Source organism: Xanthomonas sp. SI, from assembly GCF_014236855.1.
Taxonomy (GTDB): Bacteria; Pseudomonadota; Gammaproteobacteria; order Xanthomonadales; family Xanthomonadaceae; genus Xanthomonas_A.
The window spans coordinates 4,198,182-4,216,855 of record NZ_CP051261.1 but is presented as its reverse complement, the minus strand read 5'-3'; the positions used below and the strand labels follow the sequence as shown (position 1 = coordinate 4,216,855).

The following is an 18,674-nucleotide window of genomic DNA, read 5'->3' as shown; positions in this document are numbered from 1 at the left end:
ATGAGCGCGGACGGCATGAACGACTTCTCCGCCGACGATCATCTGTACATGGCACAGGCGCTGCGCCTGGCCGAGCGCGGCGCCTACACCACGCGTCCCAACCCGATGGTCGGCTGCGTGATCGTGCGCGACGGCGCCGTGGTGGGCGAGGGTTTTCACCAGCACGCGGGCGGTCCGCATGCGGAGGTGTTCGCGCTGCGCGCCGCCGGCGCGCGCGCGCGCGGCGCCACCGCCTACGTGACCCTGGAGCCGTGCGCGCACTACGGGCGCACCCCGCCGTGCGCGCTGGCGCTGATCGAAGCCGGGGTGGCGCGGGTGGTGGCGGCGATGGCCGATCCGTTTCCGCAGGTCAACGGCGGCGGCTTCGCGCTGCTGCGCGAAGCCGGCATCGAGGTTCGTTTCGGGCTGATGGACGCGCAGGCGCGCGCGCTGAATCGCGGCTTCCTGTCGCGGGTGGAACGCGGCCGGCCGTGGCTGCGGGTCAAGCTCGGCGCCAGCCTGGACGGGCGCACCGCGCTGGCCAGCGGCGAATCGAAATGGATCACCGGCGCGGCCGCGCGCCAGGACGTGCAGCATTGGCGCGCGCGCGCCGGGGCGATCCTCACCGGCGCCGGCACCGTGCTGGCCGACGATCCGTCGCTGAGCGTGCGCCTGGACGACGCCACCGAAGTCGTACCGCCGTTGCGCGTGGTGCTGGATGCGCAACTGCGCACGCTGCAGCAGGCCAAGGTGCGCGACGCTGCGGCGCCGACCCTATATCTGCATGCGCCGGGCGTGGCGTCGCCCTCGCTGCCTGGCGTCGAGTTCGCCGCGGTCGCATTGCAGTCGGGCCGCTTCGACCTGGACGCGGTGCTGCGTCTGCTCGCCGCGCGCGGCATCAACGAGGTGCAGGTCGAGGCCGGCGCGACCCTGAGCGGCGCGCTGCTGCGCGCCGGCCTGGTCGACGAACTGCTGCTGTACCTGGCGCCACTGCTGCTCGGCGGCGACGCGCGCCCGCTGCTGGCCGGGCTGGGCATCGACACCATGGCCCAGCGCGTGCCGCTGCAGTTGCTGGAGACGCGCCAGATCGGCGACGACCTGCGCCTGCTGCTGCGGCCGGTGGCGGTGGACGCGGGGTAACAGCAATCGCCATCCGCTGCGCCGGCGTGCTGCCGCCACAGCGCACGGTTGCCGCCTTCGCCGCGACGCTACGTCCCACCGGTGGCCCGCCCGCCGCAGCGGGTGCCAAGCCGCGCCCTGCTAGAATGCGCACGCCGGTTCGCCGGCAACCACAAACGTCTTCAGGGCGGGGTGCGATTCCCCACCGGCGGTAGGTGCGTTCGCGCACGAGCCCGCGAGCGCTTGGGTCGTCGGTCCGGCACGCAGGTGCGGGTGCGATGACGCAAGGTCAGCAGATCCGGTCCGATGCCGGAGCCGACGGTATAGTCCGGATGAAAGAAGACGGCCTTCGCGCAGCCTTGCGGCTGTGCGCGTGCCTGTATGCCTTGTGGCGTTTTTCGCTCACCATCCTTGCGAGAAACGTTTATGTTCACCGGAATCATCGAAGGCGTCGGCCGCCTGGCCGCAAGCCAGCCGCAGGGCGGCGATATCCGCTTCACCTTCTCCACCGGCAGCCTGCCGTTCGCCGATGTGCAACTCGGCGAGAGCATCGCGGTCAACGGCGTGTGCTTGACCGTCGTCGCCTTCGACGCGGCGTCGTTCCAGGCCGATGCGTCCACCGAAACCCTGTCCCTGACCACGCTCGGCGCGCTCGCCGAAGGCGCGGCGTTGAACCTGGAGCGGGCGATGCGCCCGACCGACCGGCTCGGCGGGCATCTGGTCAGCGGCCATGTCGATGGCCTCGGCAGCGTGCTGTCGGTCCACGAGGACGCGCGCGCGCAACGCTGGCGCTTCGCCGCGCCCTCGGCGCTGCTGCGCTACATCGCCAAGAAGGGCTCGATCTGCGTGGACGGGGTCAGCCTGACCGTCAACGACGTGGACGACGCCGGCTTCGAGGTGGCGCTGATCCCGCACACGGTGGCGAACACCGCGTTCGCGCATACCGCGGTCGGCGCGGCGGTGAACCTGGAGATCGACCTGGTCGCGCGCTACGTCGAACGCCTGCTGCACGGCCGCCAGGGCTGACCTGCGCCGCTTCCGTCATCTGCCGTGCCGTCGTCGCTGCCCGCGGCGGCGCGCGGCGCCTTCCGTCTTCTGCGAGTCCCTCATGTCGCCATCCACCGCCCCCAGCCTGAACTTCGCCCCCGTCCCCGAGCTGCTGGAGGAAATCCGCGCCGGCCGCATGGTGGTCATCGTCGACGACGAGGACCGCGAGAACGAGGGCGACCTGATCATGGCCGCCGAGCTGGTCAAGCCCTCGGACATCAATTTCATGGTCACCCATGCGCGCGGCCTGGTGTGCCTGTCGCTGACCCGCGAGCGCTGCGCGCAGCTCGGGCTGGCGCCGATGGTCCAGCACAACACCGCGCAGTTCCACACCAACTTCACCGTCAGCATCGAGGCCGCCGAGGGCGTCACCACCGGCATCTCGGCCTACGACCGCGCGCATACCGTGCGCACCGCGGTCAAACCCGATGCCAAGCCGCACGACCTGAGCCAGCCCGGGCACATCTTCCCGCTGATCGCCCAGCCCGGCGGCGTGCTGACCCGCGCCGGCCACACCGAGGCCGCCGGCGACCTGCCGCTGCTGGCCGGGCTGGAGCCGGCCGGGGTACTGGTGGAAGTGCTCAATCCCGACGGCAGCATGGCGCGGCGTCCGCAGCTGGAGGAGTTCGCGCGCCTGCACGGGCTGAAGATGGGCTCGATCGCCGACCTGATCGCCTACCGCCTGGCCACCGAGCACACCGTCGAGCGCATCGACGAGCGCAGCATCGAGACCGAGTTCGGCGGCTTCACTCTGGTCACCTACCGCGACCGCATCGCCCACGACCTGCATTTCGCGCTGGTCCGCGGCGCCCCGGACGCGGACACGCCGACTCTGGTGCGGGTGCAGGTGGAGAACCCGCTGGCCGACCTGCTGCACTGGCGCCGCGACGATTTCGGCGTGGCCGCCAGCGACGCGCTGCGCGCGATCGCCGCCGCCGACAGCGGGGTCATGGTGGTGCTGTCGGCGCCGCGCGACAGCCAGGCGCTGCTGGCGCGGCTGCGCAAGCAGCCGGACGTGGTCGCCAACAGCAAGGACGTGGGGCAGTGGCGGCGCAACGGCGCCGGCAGCCAGATCCTGGCCGACCTGGGCCTGGGCAAGCTGCGCGTGCTGGGCACGCCGCGCCGCCAGGTCGGCCTGGCCGGGTTCGGGCTGGAGGTGGTGGAGCATGTGGAGTTGGAGCCGGGATTCGGGATTCGGGATTCGGGATTCGGAAAAGGCTGATGCCCATGCGCTGCTTCGCTATCGGCGCTGCAAGCGCTTCCGGTCCCCGGCCCCAAACACGCCGCCTGCTAAACTCTCCCACCCACTGAACCTGCCACCGCCATGACCCACTACGAAGGCGACCTCCGCGCTCCTGCAGCGGCCCGTTTCGCGATCATCGCCAGCCGCTGGAACGCGCGCATCACCGACGTGCTGGTCGCCGGCGCGCGGGAGAGCCTGTCCGGCAACGGCATCGCCGACGAGGCGGTGGACGTGATCCGCGTGCCCGGCGCGTGGGAACTGCCGCTGGCCGCCGCGCGCCTGGCCGCCGCCGGCAAGCACGCGGCGATCATCGCGCTGGGTTGCGTGATCCGCGGCGACACCCGCCACTACGAACACGTGGCCGATGGCTGCGCCGAAGGCTTGCTGCGGGTATCGCTGGACTTCCGCATCCCAGTGCTCAACGGCGTGCTGGCGGTGGAGCAGGTCGAGGATGCCGAGGCGCGCGCCGGCGGCAGCCATGGCAACAAGGGCGAGGAAGCGGCGCTGACCGCGCTGGAAATGGTCAATCTCCTGGAGCTGCTGCGATGAACAAGCCCGCTGGCCACAAGCATGTCCGCCGCGACGGCGTCGATCCGGTGCTGCGTTCGCGCGCGCGCCGGCGTGCGCTGCAGGCGATCTACGCCTGGCAGATCGCCGGCGGCACCACGCAGCACGTGATTGCGCAGTTCGCGCACGAGCAGGCGCACGAGATCGCCGACCTGGTCTACTTCGAGAACCTGGTCGAAGGCGTGCTCAAGCACCGCGCCGAACTGGATGCGGCGCTGGTCGGCTACCTGGACCGCACCGTCGAGGAAGTGGACGCGATCGAGCGCGCGGTGCTGCGCCTGGCCGCCTACGAACTGCTGCACCGCCACGACGTGCCGTACCGCGTGGTGATCAACGAAGCCATCGAAACCGCCAAGCGGTTCGGCTCCGAACACGGCCACACCTACGTCAACGGCGTGCTCGACCGCGCCGCGCTGGAATGGCGCACGGTGGAGTCGGGTGGCGCTGGCGGCGCCTAACGGCGCGGGATTGGGCATTGGGGATTGAGGGATTCGCTAAAGCGGCATTCCCGCGCAGACCACGGCCGTCGCTTCGCTGTTGCCAATCCCGAATGCCGAATCCCCAATCCCGGCCCCACAAATGCCCGAATTCGATCTGATCGATCGCCTGCGTGCCCGGATCGGGACGCATGCGGACGTGCCGTTGGGCATCGGCGACGATGCGGCGCTGCTGCAGCCGCCGCCGGGCGAGCAACTGGCGATCACCACCGATACGCTCAACGCCGGCGTGCACTTTCCGCTGGAGACCGCGCCTGCCGACGTGGGTTGGAAGACGCTGGCGGTGAACCTGTCCGATCTCGCCGCGATGGGCGCGCAGCCGCGCTGGTGCACGCTGTCGCTGTCGTTGCCGCACGAGGATGCCGGCTGGATCGACGCCTTCGCCGACGGCTTCTTCGCGCTGGCCGATGCGCACGGCATCGTGCTGGCCGGCGGCGACACCACGCGCGGGCCGCTGTCGCTGTCGGTCACCGCGATCGGCAGCGTGGCGCCCGGCGCGGCGCTGCGCCGCGACGGCGCGCAGCCGGGCGACGAGATCTGGGTCAGCGGCCGCCCTGGCGAGGCCGCCGCGGCGCTGGCGCTGTGGCAGGCCGGGCGCCTGGACGTGGCCAAGGCCGCCGCCGATCCCGTGCACGAACATCTGCGCCAGCGCCTGCTGCGGCCGTCGCCGCGGGTCCAGGCCGGGCTGCGCCTGCGCGGCCTGGCGCATGCCTGCGTGGACATTTCCGACGGCCTGCTGGCCGACCTGGACCACATCTGCGCGCGCAGCGGCGTCGGCGCCGAACTGTGGTTGGCCGCATTGCCGGCAGTCGCCGCACCGGCGGAGGCGAGCGCCGCGCAGGTGCACGCCTGGCAACTGGGCGGCGGCGACGACTACGAACTGTGCTTCACCGCCGCACCGGCGCAACGCGCGGCCATCGTGCAGGCGCTGCAGGCGATCGGCGAGGAAGCGACGCCGATCGGCCGCATCGTCGCCGGCGGCGGCATCGTCGTGCGCGATGCGGACGGCCAGCCCTGGCAGCCGCCGCGGCGAGGCTACGAGCATTTTTTCGTCGGGTAGGGAAGTCCGCGAGCCGCTTCGCGCCGGACCCTCACCCCAACCCCTCTCCCGGTGGGAGAGGGGCTAAAGCACACCGCGGCTGTTCCTTCTCCCCTCGGGAGAAGGTGCCCTGGAGGGGCGGATGAGGGTACGGGCGCAAGCCTCGTGCACCCAACTCCGCGAGCCGCTTCGCGCCGTACCCTCACCTCAACCCCTCTCCCGGTGGGAGAGGGGTTAAAGCACACCGCGGTTGTTCCCTTCTCCCCTCGGGAGAAGGTGCCCCGCAGGGGCGGATGAGGGTATGGCCGAAGCAAAGACGGCGGACCAACTGAGAACCTAATAGGCAGCAAGAACCCACCATACCGTGCCGCACTGCGGCGTGAACTTGTCCGTACCGACTGGTATGGTCGCGACGCCCGATTCCCCCGCATCGCGTACCCGTAACCGTTTCTGGCAGCTGGGCCATTCCGACCTGGCGCCGTTTGGGAGGCAGTACATGCGTATGTCCGTGTCCCTCTGCATCGCCCTGTGCGCGATGCTGTTGTTCTCATCCGCCGCGTCCGCCGGAGGTTTCAGCAAGCAGTACCAGACCATTTCCAGTTGGGACGGCACCAAGCTCGGCGCGCTGGTGCTGGTGCCGCAGGGGCAGGGGACCGGGCCGTTCCCGCTGGTGGTGATGCCGGCCAGTTGGTCGCTGCCCAACCTGGAATACGTGGGCCGCGCCAGCGAACTGGCCAGCAACGGCTACGTGGTGGTCAGCTACACCTCGCGCGGGTTCTGGGATTCGGCAGGCGTGATCGATATCGCCGGAGCGCCGACGGTGGAAGACGTCAGCACGGTGATCGACTGGGCGCTGGCCAATACTCCGGCCAATGCCAAGGCGATCGGCGTGTCCGGCATTTCCTACGGTGCCGGCACCAGCCTGCTCGCCGCCGCACGCGATCCGCGGATCAAGGCGGTGGCCGCGCTCAGCGGCTGGGCCGACCTGCAGGCCTCGCTGTACGCGAACGCCACGGTCAGCGAACAGGGCGTCGGCCTGCTGGTGGCCTCCGGCGCGATCACCGGCCGGCCCGGGCCGGACCTGGCGCAGATCAGCGCGCGGGTCGCGGTCGGCGACTACGACGGCGCGGTGCAGGGCTTCCTGCCCAAGGCCGGCGAGCGCAGCGTGATCAACGAAGTGCAGGCGCTCAACCGCAACGGCACTGCGGTGCTGATGGCCAACGCGTTCAACGACGGCCTGTTCCCGCCGAACCAGTACATCGACCTGTACAACCGCCTGAGCGGGCCCAAGCACCTGATGTTCAGCCAGGGCGATCACGCCACGGCCGAACTGCCGGGCGCGCTCGGCCTGCCCAACGAGGTCTACACGGAAACCACCCGCTGGTTCGACCATTACCTCAAGGGCCAGGCCAACGGCGTGGACAGCGAGCAGCCGGTGCAACTGGCCACGCTCAACGGCACCTGGCTGCGCTACGCCGACTGGAACAGCGTGCAGGCCGGCGCGACCCGCTATGGGCTGACCCGCCCGAGCGGCCTGATCGCGACCGGCACGCTGACCAACAGCACCAGCAGCGGTTGGAGCAAGGGCATCGCCACCGGCGTACCGACCCTTGCCGATTCGGGCGTGCTGCTGGTCAGCGGCCTGCTGCAGGGCCTTGGCCAGCCGGTCACCACCTCGATCCCGCTGGTGGATCGCAACGGCGCGGCGGTGTGGAGCGGGCCGGTGTACACCAGCGCCAAGCGCCTGGCCGGCAGCCCGTCGCTGCGGGTGACGGTGACCCCGAGCGAGGCCAATGTGTCGCTGTTCGCCTACCTGTACAGCATGAACGGGCTCGGCGTGGCGCAACTGCTCAGCCACGCGCCGTACACGCTGCGCAACGCGACTCCGGGCGTGGCGACCACGATCGACCTGCCGCTGCAGGCGACCGCCGCCGATATCCCGGCCGGCAATCGCCTGGTGCTGGTGGTGGACACCACCGATCCGCGCTACAGCTCGGCCAGCCGTTTCGGCGGCAGCGTCAGCTTCAGTTCGCCGGCGGCCGCGCCGTCGAGCCTGAGCGTGCCGCTGCACTGACCTGCGCGTGATGGAAAGGCCGGCGCAATGCCGGCCTTTCCTGCGTTTTGCCGCAGGGCGGCGGCCGCGGAAATTACGCGAAATTTACGCGGCAGCCGGCATCGGCCGATAGCGACTTTACGGCCCCGCGCCGGAACATGACCAGGTCGGCGGAATGGTTCCGCCCTGGATCCGACGTCATGCGTTCCCCGCTTTCCTGTGCCGCCCGCCGACGCCTGTCGCGCGGCGCGCTTGCGCTTTTTCTCGTTGCCGGCAGCGCAGCGGCCGATGCCGCCAGCGTCAGCGGCAATGCCACGCTCACCAGCGACTACGTCTGGCGCGGCAGCACCCAGAGCGACGGCGATCCCGCCGTGCAGGCCGGTCTAGCGCTGGCCGCCGATAATGGCGCGTACGCGTCGCTGTGGGCCTCGTCGATCAAGTTCGACAGCACCCCGCACGCCAGCACCGAACTCGACGGCGTGCTCGGCTGGCGCGGCCAGTGGACGCCGGACTGGGCCTGGGACGCGAACCTGACCCGCTACCAATACCCCTCGGCCGCCGCGCTGAACTGGACCGAGCTGGGCGCCACCGTGACCTGGAAGCAGCGCGTGTGGGCGCAGCTGGGTTGGTCCGACGATGCGCTGGCCAGCGACAGCACCGGCACCTACGCGCAACTCGGCGCGCGCTATCCGTTCAACGAGCGCTTCCGCGTCGAGGCGGCGGTGGGCCACTACTGGCTCGCCCGCAGCTACGCAGACAGCTACACGCATGGGCTGGTCAGCGCCGTGTTCACCCTGCCCAGCGTCCGCCAGGGCGGACCGGGGCTGGAGCTGCGGCTGACCGCGCACGACACCGACCGCGCCGCCGAGCGGCTGTTCCCCGACATGGCCGGCACGCGGGTCGAAGCCGCGCTGCAAGCCACCTTTTGAGTTCCGAGGAGAGATGACATGCCGACCTGGCTATCGCTGATCTGCGGCATGGCGGTGATCGTCGCCGCCGGCTACCTGTTGTACGTGATTTTGCGTCCCGAAGATTTCTGAGCCGAGTGCCACTTCCATGATCGATACATTGCTTGTCTATGCGCTCGCGCTGCTGCTGGGTTGGCCGCTGGGTCTGTACCTGGCCAAGGTGATGCGCGGTGCGCCGATGCGCGGCGACGCGCTGTTCGGCTGGATCGAACGCCCGCTGTACCGCCTGCTGGGCACCGATCCGGCGCGCGGCATGAGCTGGCGCGGCTATGCCGGCGCGTTCCTGGCCAGCAACCTGGTGCTGGGCGTGCTGGTGTTCGTCCTGTTCGTGACTCAGGCGTGGCTGCCGCTGAATCCCGATGCGGTGCCCAACATGCGCTGGGATGTGGCGCTGCACACCATGGTCTCGTTCCTGACCAACACCGACCAGCAGCATTACTCCGGCCAGGCGCAGCTGTCGTATCTGTCGCAGGCGGTGGGCGTGGTCGGGCTGCAGTTCGTCACCCCGATGATGGGTCTGGCACTGGTGGTGGCGACGCTGCGCGCGCTGTTTGGAGGGCGAACGGCCGCGGCGAACGGCGGTTCGCAGAGCGCCACGCTCAGCGTCGACGAAGCCGACGTCGGCAACTACTGGGCCGATGTGATCCGGCCGACGCTGCGCTTCCTGCTGCCGCTGTGCCTGCTGTGGACCGTGCTGCTGACCCAGCAGGGCGTGCCGTCCACGCTGGCCGCCGGCCCCACCGCGACACCGCTGGACGCCAGCGCCGGCATGGCCGCGCAGAAGATCCCGCTCGGCCCGGTCGCGGCGATGGTGGCGATCAAGCAGCTCGGCACCAACGGCGGCGGCTGGTACGGCCCCAACAGCGCGATGGCGCTGGAGAACCCGACCCCGTTCTCCAATCTGCTGGAGATGCTGGCGATCGTGCTGATCCCGGTGGCGATCGCGTTCATGGTCGGCCCGTTCACCGGCCGGCGCAAATTCACCGTGCTGGTGTTCGGCAGCATGCTGGCGATGTCGCTGGCCTCCACCGCGGTGTCGGTGTGGTCCGAAGGCCATTCGGCCAGTACCGCGAGCGCGGCGCTGATGGAAGGCAAGGAAGTGCGCTTCGGCGCCGATGCCTCGGCGGCGTGGTCGTCGCTGACCACGCAGACCTCCAACGGCTCGGTCAATGCGATGCACGATTCGCTGGCGCCGCTGACCGGCGGCGTGGCCATGGTCAACATGCTGGTCAACGCGATCTGGGGTGGCATCGGCTGCGGCCTGCAGCAGTTCCTGGTGTACCTGCTGCTCAGCGTGTTCCTGGCCGGGCTGATGACCGGACGCACGCCGGAGCTGTTCGGGCGCAAGATCGAAGCCGGCGAAGTGCGCCTGCTGGCCTTGCTGATCCTGCTGCAGCCGCTGGTGCTGCTCGGCTTCACCGCGTTGACCCTGGCCATGCCGGCGGCGATCACCGCCACCTCCAATCCCGGCTTCCACGGCATCAGCCAGGTGTTCTACGAGTACACCTCGGCGTTCGCCAACAACGGCTCCGGCTTCGAAGGCCTCGGCGACGGCATCCCCTGGTGGAACCTGACCTGCACGCTGGTGCTGATCCTGGGCCGCTATCCGGCGCTGATCGTGCCGCTGATCGTGGCCGCGCAGATGGCGCGCAAGCGCGTGGCGCCGGAAACCGGCGGCAGTCTGCAGGTGGAAACGCCGACCTTCGCGCTGACCCTGATCGCGGTCATCGCGGTCCTGACCGTTCTGCAATTCACGCCGGCACTGGTGTTGGGCCCGATCGCCGATCACCTGACGCTTGCCGCGCACTGAGACCACAACCATGAGCACCCCGCTTCCGCAAGCTTCTTCCTCCGTCCACAAGCCCGGTCTGCTCGACGGCCCCGCGTTGCGTGCGGCGCTGCGCGCCAGCGTGCTGAAACTTTCGCCACGCCATCTGCTCGGCAGTCCGGTGATGGCGGTGGTGTTCGCCGGCACCTTGCTGTCGGCGCTGATCACCGTGGCCGGGCAGGGCGCACCCGCGTTCGGCTGGGCGGTGACCGCGATCCTGCTGATCACCGTGCTGTTCGGCAATTTCGCCGAAGCGGTGGCCGAGGCGCGCGGTCGCGGCCAGGCCGCCTCGCTGCGGCGCGCACGCAAGGACCTGGTGGCGCGCCGGGTGAGCAGCGCGCAGTTGGATGGCGAAACCAGCATTCCCGCCGCCGAACTGAAGCCCGGCGACCTGGTGGTGATCTCCGCCGGCGAACTGATCCCGGCCGACGGCGAGATCGTGCACGGCGTGGCCACCATCAACGAAGCCGCGGTCACCGGCGAATCGGCGCCGGTGCTGCGCGAGGCCGGCACCGACCGTTCCGGCGTGATCGGCGGCACCAAGGTCCTGTCCGACGAGATCGTGGTGAAGGTCACCGCCGAGCCGGGCCACAGCTTCCTGGACCGCATGATCGCGCTGGTCGAAGGCGCCAACCGGCAGAAGACCCCGAACGAGATCGCGCTGACCATGCTGCTGGCGGCGATGACCCTGACCTTCCTGATCGTGGTCGCGAGCTTGCCGATCATCGCCGGCTATGTCGGCGTGCGCATCGATCCGCTGCTGCTGATCGCGCTGCTGGTGTGCCTGATCCCGACCACCATCGGCGGGCTGCTGCCGGCGATCGGCATCGCCGGCATGAACCGCGCGCTGTCGGCGAACGTGCTGGCCAAGTCGGGCAAGGCGGTGGAAGTGGCCGGCGACGTCGACGTGCTGCTGCTGGACAAGACCGGCACCATTACCTACGGCGACCGCCAGGCCACCGCGTTCCATGCGCTTAGCGGCGTCGATGCGGTGCAACTGCGCGAGGCGGCGATGCTGTCCTCGCTGGCCGACCCGACCCCGGAAGGCAAGTCGATCGTGCGCCTGGCGCGCGAGCAGGGCATGCCGCCGGCCGATCCGGACGGCGCCAGCTTCGTCGCCTTCACCGCGCAGACGCGCATGTCCGGCGTCGATCTGGCCGCGCAGGGGCAACAGCTGCCGCGTTCGATCCGCAAGGGCGCGGCCGATGCGGTGATCCGCCACGTCACCGCGCTGGGCGGGCAGGTGCCGGCGGAACTGAAGGGCCGTGTCGAGCAGGTCGCGCGCAGCGGCGCCACGCCGTTGGTGGTGGCCGAGGGCCGGCATGTGCTCGGCGTGGTCGAACTGTCGGACGTGGTCAAGCATGGCGTGCGCGAGAAATTCGCGCGGCTGCGTGCGATGGGCGTCAAGACGGTGATGATCACCGGCGACAACCCGCTCACCGCCGCGGCGATCGCCGCCGAGGCCGGCGTCGACGATTACATCGCCGAGGCCACGCCGGAAGACAAGCTCGCACGCATCCGCGCCGAGCAGGCCGGCGGGCGCCTGGTGGCGATGGTCGGCGACGGCACCAACGACGCGCCGGCGCTGGCCCAGGCCGACGTCGGCCTGGCGATGAACTCGGGCACGCAGGCGGCCAAGGAAGCCGGCAACATGGTCGATCTGGATTCGGATCCGGCCAAGCTGCTGGCGGTGGTGGAAGTGGGCAAGCAGCAGCTGATCACCCGCGGCGCGCTGACCACCTTCTCGCTGGCCAACGACGTGTCCAAGTACTTCGCGATCCTGCCGGCGCTGTTCGCCGCCTCGATCCCGCAGATGGCGGCGCTGAACGTGATGCGCCTGTCCAGCCCGGTGCATGCGGTGCTGGCCGCGTTGATCTTCAACGCGCTGGTGATTCCGGCGCTGATCCCGCTGGCGTTGCGAGGCGTGCGCTTCACCCCGGCCACGGCGACCTCGCTGCTGCGCCGGAACATGCTGATCTACGGCGTCGGCGGCGTGCTGCTGCCGTTCGTCGGGATCAAATTGATCGACATGATCCTGGTGGCGCTGGGCTGAGCCCGGCACCGATCTTCCGCTTCTTTTCGGATCTCCTGCGATGAACGTTTCCCCGGTCTCTTCTTCCTACCGCGAACCGCTGCGCTGGCGCGCCGCCGTGGTACTGCCGCTGCTGGTGCTGGGCGCCGCCGCGCTGTATTCGCTGCTGTCCACCCTGCTCGCCGGCGCGCTGTTTCCGGCGCAGGCCAACGGCAGCCTGTTGCAACGCGATGGCCGCATGCTCGGCTCGGCGCTGGTCGCGCAGCCGTTCGCCGCGCCCGGCTATTTCCAGCCGCGGCCGTCGGCGGCCAAGTTCGACCCGATGGCCGCGGCCGGCAGCAACCAGGCGCGCAGCAATCCCGAGCTGCAGAAGCGCATCGCCGATGCGCGCGCCAGCGTCGCCGCGCGCGACGGCGTCGCCCCGGCGCAGGTGGCGGACGACCTGCTGACCCAGTCCGGCAGCGGCATGGACCCGGACATCAGCGTGGCCGCGGCGCAACAGCAGGTGGCGCGCGTGGCCAAGGCGCGCGAACTGCCGGTGGCGACCGTCGCCGCGTTGGTCGCCGCCCAGGCGCAGCCGCGCCAGTTCGGCGTGCTCGGCCAGCCGCGGGTGAATGTGCTGGCGCTGAATCTGGCGTTGGACAAAGCCGGGAATGGGGAGACGGGAATCGGGAATGGAGAAAAGCAAAAGCCGTAGTGCCGGCGGCCCAAGGCTGTAGGCTCTGCGAATCCCTACTCACGAATCCCCGATCCCGGCTCCTCAAATGTCCGACTCACGCACCCAGCAGGCCGATGCGCTGATCGGCGCACTCCAGCGCGAACGCGGCGGGCGCCTGACCGTGTTCCTGGGCGCGGCGCCCGGCGTCGGCAAGACCTACGCGATGCTGTCGCGCGCGCGCCAGCTGCAGCAGCAGGGCAGCGAGGTGGTGGTCGGCGTGGTCGAGACCCATGGCCGCGCCGAGACCGCCGCCTTGTTGGAAGGGCTGGCCGTGCAGCCGCGGCAGCGCGTTGAGTACCGCGGCCGCACGCTCGAGGAAATGGACCTGGACGCGCTGCTGGCACGGCGCCCGCCGCTGGTGCTGGTCGACGAACTCGCCCACCGCAACGCGCCCGGCAGCCGCCACGAGCGGCGCTGGCAGGATGTGGAGGAACTGCTCGACGCCGGCATCGACGTCTACAGCACGGTCAACATCCAGCACCTGGAAAGCCTCAACGACGTAGTCCATCGCATCACCGGTATCCGCGTCGGCGAGACCGTGCCCGATGCGATCTTCGACCGCCTGCGCGACATCGTGCTGGTCGACCTGCCGCCGCGCGAACTGATCGAACGCCTGCAGCAAGGCAAGGTCTACCTGCCCGAGCAGGCGGGGCAGGCGCTGCAGGCGTTCTTCTCGCCGTCGAACCTGGCCGCGTTGCGCGAACTGGCGATGCAGACCGCGGCCGACCGCGTCGACAACGACCTGCGCGACGAGCACGCCGCGCAGGGCCGGCCCGGCGTGGCGTTGCGGCGGCGGGTGCTGGTGGCGATCGACGGGCGCGGCCAGTCCGACTATCTGGTGCGGGTGGCGCGGCGCCTGGCCGAGCGCCGCGGCGCGCCGTGGAGCGTGGTCACCGTGCAGACCCAGGCGCAGCCGGAGGAAGCCTGGCAACTGGAGGTCGATCGCGCCTTCGCGCTGGCGCGGCGGCTCGGCGGCGACGCCGCGCTGCTGCACGGCGCCAGCGTGGCCGATGCGCTGCTCGACCACGCCGCGCACAACGGCGTGTCCACGCTGCTGCTCGGCCGCACCCGCGAACGGCCGCTGGCGCGGATGATCAACCGCACGCTCACCCAGCAGCTGCTGCAGCGCGGCGCGCACTACGAGCTGGTCATCATCAGCTCGCCGGAGGCGCGCGCACGTGCGCGGCGGCGCTGGCGCAGTCCTGGCCACTGGCTGTCGCGCGACGACCTGGCGTTCGCCACGGTCGCCTCGCTGCTGGCGGTGGCGGTGGCCTGGATCGCCGAACGCTGGGTCGGCATCGACGACCTGTCGATGGTGTTCATCGTCGCGGTGGTGATGGTCGCGGCGAAGACGCGCATGGCCGCGGCGGTGCTGTCTGCGCTGCTGAGCTTCTTCGCCTACAACTTCTTCTTCATCGAACCGCGCTACACGCTGCACATCGGCGCGCGCCAGGGCGTGGTCACGGTGCTGCTGTTCCTGGTCGCGGCGCTGGTCGCCGGGCGGCTGGCGTCGCGGCTGCGCATGCAGGTGCTGGCGCTGCGCGCGGCCAACGCGCAGACCACCGCGCTGCAGCGGCTGGGCCGCGAACTGACCAGCGCCGCCGACCTGGGCCAGGTGCTGGAGGCCGGTCGCCGCGCGCTGGCCGCCACGCTCGAGGCCGAGGCCTGGGTGCGGCTGCAGCCGCTGGAGGTGGCGCACGCCGCGGCGCAGGACGGCGCGCACGACTACGCGACGTCGATGGCGGCGGTGGATCGCAGTGCCGCCGACTGGGCGCAGCGCCACGGCCAGGCCACCGGCCGCTTCACCGACACCCTGGCCGGCGCCAGCTGGTGGTTCCTGCCGGTGCGCCACGAGCGCGGCGCGATCGGCGTGGTCGGGCTGAAATTCGCCGCCGGCGTGCAGCGCCCGGGGCTGGAACAGCAGCGCCTGGCCGAGGCCATGGTCGAGGACATCGGCCAGGCCGCGCTGCGCACGCGGCTGGTCGCCGACCTGGAAAGCGCGCGGGTCAGCGGCGAGACCGAACGCCTGCGCTCGGCGCTGCTGTCGTCGGTGTCGCACGACCTGCGCTCGCCGCTGGCGGCGATGATCGGCGCGGCCAGCAGCCTGGCCAGCTACGGCCAGGCGATGGACGCGGAGGACCGCCGCAGCCTGCTGGAGACGATCCAACTGGAGGGCGAGCGCCTGGACCGCTACATCCAGAACCTGCTCGACATGACCAAGCTCGGCCACACCGGGCTGACCTTGAACCGCGACTGGATCGACGTGGACGAACTGATCGGCTCGGCCGCGCGGCGGCTGCAGCGCTACCAGCCGCAGGTGCGCCTGGACATCGCCCTGGCCGCCGAACTGCCGACGCTGTGGGTGCATCCGGCGCTGGTCGAGCAGGCGATCTTCAACGTGCTGGAAAACGCGGCGAAATTTTCGCCGGAGGGCGAGGCGATCCGTGTCGCCGCGGCGATGGTCGACGGGCGCCTGCGCATCGACATCGGCGACCGCGGCCCGGGCATTCCCGAGGACGAGCGCGCGCGCATCTTCGACATGTTCTACAGCGTCGAGCGCGGCGACCGCGGCCGCCACGGCACCGGCCTGGGCCTGACCATCTGCCAGGGCATGATCGGCGCGCACGGCGGCAGCGTCGAGGCGCTGCCCGGCGCCGATGGCCGCGGCACCACGATCCGCATTACTCTGCCGTTGATCGAACCCGCCGCCCCGCCGCCCCGCCCCGATGCCGACTGAGTCCCACGCCGATCCGATTCCGCCGCCGCGCGTGCTGGTCATCGACGACGAGCCGCAGATCCGGCGTTTCCTGGACATCAGCCTGCGCGCGCAGGGCTACCGTGTGCTGCAGGCGGCCACCGGCGGCGACGGCCTGGCGCAGCTGGCCGCGCACGGCGCCGAACTGGTGGTGCTTGACGTGGGCCTGCCCGACCAGGATGGGCACAGCGTGCTGCGCGAACTGCGGCAGTGGTCCGCGGTGCCGGTGATCATGCTCACCGTGCGCGCCGGCGAAGCGGAGAAGGTGCAGGCGCTGGACGCCGGCGCCAACGACTACGTGACCAAGCCGTTCGGCGTGCAGGAACTGATGGCGCGCATCCGCGTGCTGCTGCGCATACAGCCCGCTGCCGGCGAAGCCGAGCCGGTATTCGACGACGGCCACCTGCACATCCACCTGGGCTTGCGCGAGGTGCGCCTGGACGGCGAGCCGCTGCCGCTGAGCCGCAAGGAATACGCACTGCTCGCGCTGCTGCTGCGCCACAGCGGCCGCGTGCTGACCCAGCCGCAACTGCTGCGCGAAGTGTGGGGACCGACCCACCAGGAAGACACCCACTACCTGCGCATCCTGGTCGGCAAACTGCGGCAGAAGCTCGGCGACAGCGCGGTGGCGCCGCGCTACATCGCCACCGAGCCGGGCGTGGGGCTGCGTTTCATCGGCGTGAGCGAACGCAGCGCCTGAGACACGCGGACAATCGCAGTCGGTTCTGCAAGACGCTCGATACCCTGGCCCGGTGCACTGTAGGAGGGGCTTCAGCCCCGACAGATTCCAAGCCGTAAGCCTTTTCCGCTTCGTTCGTCGCGGCCGAAGCCACTCCTACATAAGGCGGTCGACGGTTGCCTGCATGCGGCATCAGACGGATTCTTGCGAGTCCCGAGTCCCGAGTCCCGAGTCCCGAGTCCCGAGTCCCGCTCACGCATCCGGCAACACCTTGCCCGGATTGAGGATGCCGTCCGGGTCCAGTGCGCGCTTCACTGCGCGCATCGCGTCCAGGGTGGCCGCGTCGAAGGCCTGGGCCATGTAGTCGCGCTTGGCCACGCCGATGCCGTGTTCGCCCGACAGCGTGCCTTCCAGCGCCAGCACCAGCGCGAACAGGCGTGGCAGTGCGGCGTGCGCACGCGCGGTCTCGCTGGCATCGTCGGGCGCGTACATGATGTTGACGTGCAGGTTGCCGTTGCCGGCATGGCCGAAGGCGACGATCGGCAGCTCGAATTCCGCCGCCAGCGCTTCTACCCCGGCCACCAGTTCGGGGATGCGCGACACCGGCACCACCACGTCTTCGTTGATCTTGCCCGGCTTGATCGTGCGCAGCGCCGGCGACAGCGCGCGGCGCGCGGCCCACAGCCGGTCGCGCGCGGCGCCGTCGGTGGCCACGTCCAGCGACAGCAGGCCGTCGCCCTCGGCCGCCGCGCCCAGCGCCTGCAGCGCATAGGGTAGGGTGTCGTGGTCGCCGTCGGCCTCGATCAACAGCATCGCGTCGGCCTCGGGCACGTCGCTGCCGTTGCGGCGCAGCAGCGCGATCGCGCTGCGGTCCATGAATTCCAGCATCGCCGGTGTGGTCGGCTGCGCCATCAGTCGCGACACCGCCGCCGCGGCGCTGCCGGCATCGCGGTAGAACGCGCGCAGCCCGGCCTGCGCCAGCGGCCGCGGCGACAGTTTCAGCGTGGCTTCCACGATTAGCGCCAGGGTGCCTTCGCTGCCGACCAGCAGGTGGGTCAGGTCGTAGCCGGTGGCGTCCTTGGTGTAGGCGCCGCCGCAGCGGATCAGTTCGCCGGCGCCGGTCACCGCGACCACGCCGAGCACGTTGTCGCGGGTGGCGCCGTACTTCACCGTGCGCGGGCCGCCGGCGTTGGTCGACAGGTTGCCGCCGACGCTACAGATGTCGGCGCTGGACGGGTCCGGCGGCCAGAACAGGCCGTGCGGCGCCAGTGCCTGTTGCAGCTCGCCGTTGAGCACGCCCGGCTCGACCACCGCGCAGCGGTCCTGCGGGCGCAGTTGCACGATGCGATTCATGCGCGCGAACGACAGCACCACGCCGCCGTCGAACGGCACCGCGGCGCCGGCAGTGCCGGTGCCAGCACCGCGCGCGACGATCGGCACGCGGTGTTCGCGACAGGCGCGCACGATCGCCTGCACCTGTTCGCGGGTCTGCGGCAGCGCCACCGCGTCGGCCAGCGCCCAGCGCCGCGAATCGTCCTCGCCGTAGCTGCGGCGGCTGGCGTCGTCGGTGCGCCAGCCGTCGGCGCCGAGCAGTGCGGCGAGGGTGTCGGTCAGGGCGGCAGGCAACGGCGTGGTCATGGCTGGGATCGCGAAGCGGAGGAGGGCGGCGGTTGCAGCAGTTTCCAGGTGCCGACCGCCATTGCCAGCGGCAGCCACACCCAGCGCAATTCGGACAACAGCGTGGCCATGCCGCGCGCGCCGAAGAAGCCGTTGGCGAACGGCGAGACGCGGATCGGCCGCCACGGCGCGAACCAGCGCTGCTCGCTCCACGGCCACGCCAGCGCGACGCCGAGGCCGCCGGAGGTCAGCGCATCGAGCAGCGGATGCGAGACCGTGCAGACGAACATCCAGGTCGCCGCCTGCAGCGCACCGAGCACGCCCAGCACCGCGGCGAACAGCAGCGAATGGCTGGCGCCGCGATGGCCGAACGCATCGGCGTAGGGGATGTGCAGGGCGAACGCGACCACGTCCAGATCGGGCAGCATCGATGCGACGATGCCGGCGCCGAGCAGGCGCGTGGAAATGCGTCCGCGATCGGCGGCGGCCCACAGCGCCAGCGGGATCGCGGCGTGGGTGAAGATGCTCGGCAT

At 70.7% G+C, this 18,674-nt stretch carries 16 protein-coding genes and 1 riboswitch; of the genes, 14 read left to right on the top strand and 2 right to left on the bottom strand.

The features are described from left to right. The 14 genes from ribD to HEP75_RS17790 all read left to right on the top strand — a co-directional run bounded on the left by ribD (nucleotide 1) and on the right by HEP75_RS17790 (nucleotide 16,545). A complete protein-coding gene (gene ribD, locus HEP75_RS17855) occupies nucleotides 1-1,119 on the top strand; it encodes a bifunctional diaminohydroxyphosphoribosylaminopyrimidine deaminase/5-amino-6-(5-phosphoribosylamino)uracil reductase RibD (RefSeq protein ID WP_185826643.1) in 1,119 nt (372 codons plus the stop codon). Between the two features lie 153 nt (nucleotides 1,120-1,272). Next, a riboswitch (FMN riboswitch) is annotated at nucleotides 1,273-1,446 on the top strand. 78 nt (nucleotides 1,447-1,524) lie between these two features. Next, complete coding sequence (locus HEP75_RS17850; RefSeq protein WP_185824401.1) at nucleotides 1,525-2,124, top strand: riboflavin synthase; 600 nt, start codon at nucleotides 1,525-1,527, stop codon at nucleotides 2,122-2,124. Nucleotides 2,125-2,230: 106 nt separating this feature from the next. After that, the gene (gene ribB / locus HEP75_RS17845) at nucleotides 2,231-3,367 is read left to right on the top strand and encodes a 3,4-dihydroxy-2-butanone-4-phosphate synthase (protein WP_185826642.1); all 1,137 of its coding nucleotides are present in this window, start codon (nucleotides 2,231-2,233) and stop codon (nucleotides 3,365-3,367) included. Between the two features lie 102 nt (nucleotides 3,368-3,469). Beyond that, complete coding sequence (ribH, locus tag HEP75_RS17840; protein WP_058362180.1) at nucleotides 3,470-3,937, top strand: 6,7-dimethyl-8-ribityllumazine synthase; 468 nt, start codon at nucleotides 3,470-3,472, stop codon at nucleotides 3,935-3,937. Beyond that, nucleotides 3,934-4,413, top strand: coding sequence for a transcription antitermination factor NusB (gene nusB, locus HEP75_RS17835; protein WP_185824400.1), 480 nt, complete (start codon nucleotides 3,934-3,936; stop codon nucleotides 4,411-4,413). The genes ribH and nusB overlap by 4 nt, the downstream gene beginning before the upstream one ends. 121 nt (nucleotides 4,414-4,534) lie before the next feature. After that, nucleotides 4,535-5,512, top strand: coding sequence for a thiamine-phosphate kinase (gene thiL / locus HEP75_RS17830; RefSeq protein ID WP_185824399.1), 978 nt, complete (start codon nucleotides 4,535-4,537; stop codon nucleotides 5,510-5,512). A 475-nt stretch (nucleotides 5,513-5,987) separates the two neighbouring features. Further along, nucleotides 5,988-7,565, top strand: a complete 1,578-nt coding sequence (locus tag HEP75_RS17825; RefSeq protein WP_185824398.1) for a CocE/NonD family hydrolase — start codon at nucleotides 5,988-5,990, stop codon at nucleotides 7,563-7,565. Between the two features lie 179 nt (nucleotides 7,566-7,744). After that, nucleotides 7,745-8,473, top strand: coding sequence for a TorF family putative porin (locus tag HEP75_RS17820; RefSeq protein WP_185824397.1), 729 nt, complete (start codon nucleotides 7,745-7,747; stop codon nucleotides 8,471-8,473). Nucleotides 8,474-8,491: 18 nt separating this feature from the next. Further along, complete coding sequence (locus tag HEP75_RS17815; protein WP_185824396.1) at nucleotides 8,492-8,584, top strand: potassium-transporting ATPase subunit F; 93 nt, start codon at nucleotides 8,492-8,494, stop codon at nucleotides 8,582-8,584. 16 nt (nucleotides 8,585-8,600) lie between these two features. Then, nucleotides 8,601-10,322, top strand: coding sequence for a potassium-transporting ATPase subunit KdpA (gene kdpA, locus HEP75_RS17810; RefSeq protein ID WP_185824395.1), 1,722 nt, complete (start codon nucleotides 8,601-8,603; stop codon nucleotides 10,320-10,322). A gap of 10 nt (nucleotides 10,323-10,332) precedes the next feature. Beyond that, nucleotides 10,333-12,393, top strand: a complete 2,061-nt coding sequence (gene kdpB / locus HEP75_RS17805; RefSeq protein WP_185824394.1) for a potassium-transporting ATPase subunit KdpB — start codon at nucleotides 10,333-10,335, stop codon at nucleotides 12,391-12,393. Nucleotides 12,394-12,433: 40 nt separating this feature from the next. Beyond that, entirely contained in the window at nucleotides 12,434-13,069 is a 636-nt protein-coding gene (kdpC, locus tag HEP75_RS17800) for a potassium-transporting ATPase subunit KdpC (protein WP_185824393.1), read from the top strand. Between the two features lie 67 nt (nucleotides 13,070-13,136). After that, a complete protein-coding gene (locus HEP75_RS17795; protein WP_185824392.1) occupies nucleotides 13,137-15,827 on the top strand; it encodes a sensor histidine kinase KdpD in 2,691 nt (896 codons plus the stop codon). Then, nucleotides 15,817-16,545 (top strand): response regulator, encoded by a 729-nt coding sequence (locus tag HEP75_RS17790; RefSeq protein ID WP_185813921.1) that lies wholly within the window; start codon nucleotides 15,817-15,819, stop codon nucleotides 16,543-16,545. The genes HEP75_RS17795 and HEP75_RS17790 overlap by 11 nt, the downstream gene beginning before the upstream one ends. Nucleotides 16,546-16,776: 231 nt before the next feature. On the opposite strand, the gene HEP75_RS17785 is transcribed toward HEP75_RS17790, so the two are convergent. After that, nucleotides 16,777-18,162, bottom strand: coding sequence for an FAD-linked oxidase C-terminal domain-containing protein (locus HEP75_RS17785; protein ID WP_185824391.1), 1,386 nt, complete (start codon nucleotides 18,160-18,162; stop codon nucleotides 16,777-16,779). Continuing rightward, complete coding sequence (locus HEP75_RS17780; protein WP_185824390.1) at nucleotides 18,159-18,674, bottom strand: metal-dependent hydrolase; 516 nt, start codon at nucleotides 18,672-18,674, stop codon at nucleotides 18,159-18,161. Before HEP75_RS17780 ends, HEP75_RS17785 begins: the two co-directional genes overlap by 4 nt.

Bases quoted from the DNA above. Each gene is read 5' to 3' on its own strand.
- kdpB (WP_185824394.1), top strand. From the start codon at position 10,333: ATGAGCACCCCGCTTCCGCAAGCTTCTTCCTCCGTCCACAAGCCCGGT.
- HEP75_RS17820 (WP_185824397.1), top strand. From the start codon at position 7,745: ATGCGTTCCCCGCTTTCCTGTGCCGCCCGCCGACGCCTGTCGCGCGGC.
- kdpC (WP_185824393.1), top strand. From the start codon at position 12,434: ATGAACGTTTCCCCGGTCTCTTCTTCCTACCGCGAACCGCTGCGCTGG.
- nusB (WP_185824400.1), top strand. From the start codon at position 3,934: ATGAACAAGCCCGCTGGCCACAAGCATGTCCGCCGCGACGGCGTCGAT.
- HEP75_RS17825 (WP_185824398.1), top strand. From the start codon at position 5,988: ATGCGTATGTCCGTGTCCCTCTGCATCGCCCTGTGCGCGATGCTGTTG.
- HEP75_RS17785 (WP_185824391.1), bottom strand. From the start codon at position 18,162: ATGACCACGCCGTTGCCTGCCGCCCTGACCGACACCCTCGCCGCACTG.
- HEP75_RS17795 (WP_185824392.1), top strand. From the start codon at position 13,137: ATGTCCGACTCACGCACCCAGCAGGCCGATGCGCTGATCGGCGCACTC.
- thiL (WP_185824399.1), top strand. From the start codon at position 4,535: ATGCCCGAATTCGATCTGATCGATCGCCTGCGTGCCCGGATCGGGACG.
- HEP75_RS17850 (WP_185824401.1), top strand. From the start codon at position 1,525: ATGTTCACCGGAATCATCGAAGGCGTCGGCCGCCTGGCCGCAAGCCAG.
- HEP75_RS17790 (WP_185813921.1), top strand. From the start codon at position 15,817: ATGCCGACTGAGTCCCACGCCGATCCGATTCCGCCGCCGCGCGTGCTG.
- kdpA (WP_185824395.1), top strand. From the start codon at position 8,601: ATGATCGATACATTGCTTGTCTATGCGCTCGCGCTGCTGCTGGGTTGG.
- ribH (WP_058362180.1), top strand. From the start codon at position 3,470: ATGACCCACTACGAAGGCGACCTCCGCGCTCCTGCAGCGGCCCGTTTC.
- HEP75_RS17815 (WP_185824396.1), top strand. From the start codon at position 8,492: ATGCCGACCTGGCTATCGCTGATCTGCGGCATGGCGGTGATCGTCGCC.
- HEP75_RS17780 (WP_185824390.1), bottom strand. From the start codon at position 18,674: ATGCCGAGCATCTTCACCCACGCCGCGATCCCGCTGGCGCTGTGGGCC.
- ribD (WP_185826643.1), top strand. From the start codon at position 1: ATGAGCGCGGACGGCATGAACGACTTCTCCGCCGACGATCATCTGTAC.